Source organism: Leyella stercorea (assembly GCF_021531655.1).
On sequence record NZ_JADYUF010000086.1, the window covers coordinates 1 to 5,033 of the forward strand.

Here is a 5,033-nt window from a genome sequence, read left to right on the forward strand (position 1 = left end):
ATTAGCCTTTCATACCACTCCCCTCCCTACTGGGGAGGGGCCGGGGGTAGGGCTTTAGTTTTTTTATTAGCCTTTCATACCACTCCCCTCCCTACTGGGGAGGGGCCGGGAGTAGGGCTTTAGTTTTTTTGATTAGTCGTTCACACCACTCCCCTCCCTACTGGGGAGGGGCCGGGGGTAGGGCTTCATGGGTTTGGTTTTGTGCTTTTGACGAACCTTTTCATTTCCTCCACCGGATTCTCTGCATCCAGCACAGCGCCACTCACGGCTATGCCCGTCACCCCCGTCTGCATTATGGCAGGAATGTCTTCCGCCTTGATACCGCCAATCGCCACAATCGGCAGATTGATATTGGCATCGTGCATTTGCTTTACTATGCGCTGATAGCCTTCAAGTCCGAGAATAGGCGAGAGGTTTTTCTTTGTCGTAGTAAATCGGAAGGGGCCGCATCCTATGTAGTCGGCACCCTGACGGGCCAGTCGCTGTATGTCGTCGAACGTGTTGGCGGTGCCACCTATTATATAATGTGTACCGAGCACGCGTCGCGCTTCGTCTACAGGCATATCGTTCTTGCCAAGATGCACGCCGTCGGCACCGGTCTCAATGACCAGGTTCACACGGTCGTCGAGAATGAACTTGGCATTGTATTCGGTGCACAGCTTGCGTATTTCGTGAGCAATAGGTCGCACCTCGTCGTCGGTTGCACCCTTCATGCGTAGTTGAATCCATCGGCAACAGCCTTCCAGAGCCATGCGTGCGCCGTCGGTATAACCGTAGCGTGAGTTGGTATGAGTTATGAATTGTATCATCAGTATTGTTTATTTAGTGTAGTATGGGTGCGGATTGAAGAAGTGGTTTACGGGCCCGTGTCCACGTCCTATCTCCACATCCTTGCCAGCCTCAAGAGCCTTATATAAATATGTCTTGGCCAATCTTATTGCGTCAGCCATCGTGTATCCCAAAGCCAGATGGGCAGTAATGGCAGACGACAGAGTGCATCCCGTTCCGTGAGTGTTGCGTGTCTCTACGGTCTGTGCCTCGTATGTCTCCACCCGCTGTCCGTCGGCATACAGAATGTCGGTCTTGGTGTTGCCGTCGAGATGTCCGCCCTTTACCAGAACGGCGCATCCAGCTTCGCGGCATATCTTGCCAGCAGCACGATCCATGTCGTCAACAGTCTCAATCTTTATGCCCGACAGGATTTCGGCTTCGGGTACGTTGGGCGTCAGGAGCGAAGCCAAAGGCATCAGTTCGGTGCGAAACACCTGCAGAGCATCCTCCTGCATCAGTCGGCATCCGCTTGTCGAAACCATAACGGGGTCGATGATAACCGCCACGCCTTTGTATTTGCCCAATGTCTCGGCAATGGCGTGAATGGTATCGGCATCGTTCACCATTCCTATTTTTACAGCCCTCGGATGTATATCGTCCATTACGGCACTAATCTGTCCGCCCACTATTTCGGGTCGGATTGCTTCAATGCCGTACACTCCCTGGGTGTTCTGCACGGTCACGGCTGTGATGGCTGAGGCTGCATACACTCCCAAAGCCGACATTGTCTTGATGTCGGCTTGTATGCCGGCACCTCCTACGCTGTCGCTTCCGGCTATAGTAAGGGCACATCTGTATTGCATAATTGTCGTTTCATATGTGTGGGGCTGTTGCAAGGGTTTGCCGCAAATGCGCTCTGCAATTGTATGCAACTGTTGTCAACTTGTTGATTGTACAGGATAGAAATATTTCCTACGGCGGCATTATCCGCTTCAGGTTCTACGGGTATAATCTCAGCAGCACAATCCATGCTGCACCCCTAATTTCTTGTTTGGTTCGTACGCAAAATTATACAAAAAAGGTGAAACGGCAAAGGATTTTATACGAAAAAACTGGCTCTTCCAAAATTAGTGGTGATGCAACGGTTTTAGAAGGTATTAATCGTAGGAGGGTATGGCGTCCTCGCCATGCCCTGAGCAAGCAAATGAAACAATCAAAAAGAATCTTTGATAAAACTTGATTTATTATAGTAAACACTCGTCCATTTGCTTCGCAGGCTAAGGCGAGGACGCCATAGCCTCCTACCCGAAGCTCCGCTCCTGCACAATATTTGCATTTTTATCGCTCAATACTGCCAGTTGAGCGCACAAAGAAATCTTTGGCCCGAAATTTTCGAGTTTTGAGCGTGCAGCAGTTATTGTGCTTGTATACAGTGTGTTATGCTGTTTGTGGGTGTTGTTGTGCAAAATCGCAAAGCTCAAAAAGACTCCTTTTTCTTTAAAATGTACTCCTTTTGCCTGTCATTAAGGCTCCTTTTGCAATGCAATAGGACTTCATTTGCATTCTGATTGTAGTCCTTTTGCTATGCAGAAGTGGTACTTTAGTAATGCAGAATAGCCTTGACAGCCGGGTAGGGGTGTTCCGATGCTGCAAAATATGATAAAAGACGCTTCCGAAATCTCTAGAATAAGATTTCATTTTGTAATAAAATTTTACTGCTTGTGCGATATTTGCATCTTTCTATGTACCTTTGTGCGTACATTATTTTAAAACTAACTTATTACTAAAATTTCTTACTACAAAACAATGATCAATATGTTCAATAGAGCGCTGCTCATCGCATGTCTTATGATACCTATGGCGGCAATGGCACAGGTCTGCCTTGTCAGCAAGGGCAAACAGCAGGGACGCATAGTGCTTGTAGAGGATAACGACGTCAACCGCAAGGCTGCCACGCTTCTGCAGCGCTTTGTTCGCGAGACGTCAGGGGGCGAACTTAAAATCATAGCCACAACCAAACGTGCCAAGAACGATGTGGTGATAGGCGAAAAGACCATGGAGGCTACTGACGACGGATACGTAATCGACTGCTCGAACGGCACACTCGCCATTAAGTCGGCAGGCGGAAAGGGTGCCATATACGGCGTGGCTACGCTTCTTGAAAAGTTTGTTGGCGTAGACTATCTGGCGAAGGACTTCTATACGCTTACTCCTTCTGCCGACATACGCATTCCTAAGATGCACGTGGCAGAAAGTCCTGCATTCCGCTTCCGACAGACTTTCAGCTATTCAAACAACGACAACACTTACCGCGACTGGATGAGATTACATGATCACAGTGAGGTGTTTGCCAACGATATGTGGGTGCATACGTTCGACCGACTGCTGCCATCGTCGGTGTATGGTAAGGCGCATCCCGAATACTATTCGTTCATCAGCGGCGAACGACGCCCCGGCAATCATAGCCAGTGGTGTCTCTCCAATCCTGAGATTTTCGAGATTGTAGCCAATCGCATCGACTCTATCTTCAAAGCCAATCCCGGACGCAACACTATATCCGTAAGTCAGAACGACGGCAACGACACTTATTGCCAATGTCCCGAATGCAAGAAGGTGAACGAGTATGAGGGGTCGCCCGCTGGATGCTACATCAGGTTTCTCAATCGATTGGCTGAGCGGTTTCCCGACAAGCAGATCTCAACGCTTGCCTATCTGTTCACCATGCACCCGCCAAAGCATGTCAAGCCGCTGCCTAACGTCAACATCATGCTTTGCGACATCGACTGCAAGCGCGAGGTGCCACTTACCGACAACGAGTCGGGACGCGATTTCGTGAAGGCAATGGAAGGTTGGGCGAAGATATCCAACAATATTTTCGTGTGGGACTATGGCATCAATTTCGACAATGTGGTGGCACCGTTCCCCAACTTCCATATCCTGAAGAAGAACATACAGCTCTTCAAGCGCAATCATGCCACAATGCTCTTCGAACAGGTGAACGGTTCGCTTGGCACCGACTTCTCCGAAATGAGAGCATATATAATAGGTAAGCTGATGTGGAATCCCGAATTGGATGCCGACTCGTTGATGAAGACATTCATGAAGGGATATTATGGTCCGGCTGCCACATATTTATATAGGTATCAGCAGATGCTTACCGGTGCGCTGCTGTCGTCGGGCATTCCGCTGTGGATATACGATTCGCCGATAACTCATAAGAAAGGTATGCTCAATGCCAACCTCCGCAAGGCATACAACGAACTCTTCGATGAGGCTGAGAAGGCGGTGGCTGCCGACTCGGCAAGGCTGGCGCATGTTCGCATAGCACGACTGCCGCTGCGATATAGCGAACTGGAGATTGCACGCACGGAGAATGGTGGCGACAAGGCGTATACTGAGAAGGCGCTCGATACGTTCCAGAATACTTGTGCCATGTACGGAGTGACGACACTCAACGAACGTAATAATAATGTGGAAGACTATTGCCGACTCTATCGTCAGCGTTTCCTTCCTACTGATACTAAGAACAAGGCGGCTGGTGCAAATGTGATTTGGAACCTGCCGCCAGACGAAAAATACCTGCCTATTGCCGACAAGGCTCTCACCGACGGACTCTATGGAGGCACCACTTTTGTTGAGAGTTGGGTGGGATGGAAAGGCAAAGATGCCGACTTTACGCTGGATATGGGAGAGGTGAAGACTGTTCAAAAGGTCAGCACCGACTTCCTGCATCAGCTCGGAGCGTGGATTCTGATGCCAAAGAGCGTGACTTATTACGCCAGCGAGGACGGTAAGGCATACACTTTGATAGGCAATCATGAGTTTACTGAAGACCGCGACATCAGCGTGAAGTTCGTTCCTGCTACCGTAAGTCTTGACAAACCTATCAAGGCAAGATACATTCGCGTGGCGGTAAAGACCATCGGTCTATGCCCCACATGGCATTATGGTGTTGGATATCCAGCCTGGTTCTTTATTGACGAAGTTGTGGTTGAATAAAGAAAATCAAGGTAAAAGCGCTTGAAAACGTGCTTTTTCCTTGATTTTGGTCAATTCCAAACCGAAAATGCAAGTTTTCTTGAAACTTTTTCGTCGAAACTCTTGCACGGTAAGACTTTTTGTTATACCTTTGCATCCGCTTTCGAGAACGAAACCTCAAGCAAAACGAGATTAAGTAGTGTTCGGGAAACGAAAAGAAAGAGTTCTTTGAAAAGATTTACATAAACAGACAAGTAGTACAAGAAGCAAGTCTTACATTATTT

The 5,033-nt window shown here is 48.6% G+C and carries 3 protein-coding genes and 1 riboswitch; of the genes, 1 reads left to right on the plus strand and 2 read right to left on the minus strand.

Annotated features, from left to right (window positions below; all coding sequences use genetic code 11):
• Positions 1–185: 185 nt before the first annotated feature.
• Both I6E49_RS13935 and thiD read right to left on the minus strand, forming a co-directional pair.
• On the minus strand, positions 186–809 hold the full coding sequence (locus I6E49_RS13935; protein WP_262911563.1) for a thiamine phosphate synthase: 624 nt from the start codon (positions 807–809) through the stop codon (positions 186–188).
• Positions 810–818: 9 nt separating this feature from the next.
• On the minus strand, positions 819–1,634 hold the full coding sequence (gene thiD / locus I6E49_RS13940) for a bifunctional hydroxymethylpyrimidine kinase/phosphomethylpyrimidine kinase (protein WP_235403070.1): 816 nt from the start codon (positions 1,632–1,634) through the stop codon (positions 819–821).
• A gap of 88 nt (positions 1,635–1,722) precedes the next feature.
• Positions 1,723–1,822, minus strand: a riboswitch (TPP riboswitch).
• A 764-nt stretch (positions 1,823–2,586) separates the two neighbouring features.
• Here thiD and I6E49_RS13945 point away from each other — a divergent pair.
• A complete protein-coding gene (locus I6E49_RS13945) occupies positions 2,587–4,770 on the plus strand; it encodes a DUF4838 domain-containing protein (RefSeq protein WP_235403074.1) in 2,184 nt (727 codons plus the stop codon).
• The last annotated feature ends 263 nt before the right edge of the window (positions 4,771–5,033 follow it).

What these genes read in the sequence shown, in the direction of transcription:
- thiD (WP_235403070.1), bottom strand. Translation starts at nt 1,634, where the DNA reads ATGCAATACAGATGTGCCCTTACTATAGCCGGAAGCGACAGCGTAGGA.
- I6E49_RS13945 (WP_235403074.1), top strand. Translation starts at nt 2,587, where the DNA reads ATGTTCAATAGAGCGCTGCTCATCGCATGTCTTATGATACCTATGGCG.
- I6E49_RS13935 (WP_262911563.1), bottom strand. Translation starts at nt 809, where the DNA reads ATGATACAATTCATAACTCATACCAACTCACGCTACGGTTATACCGAC.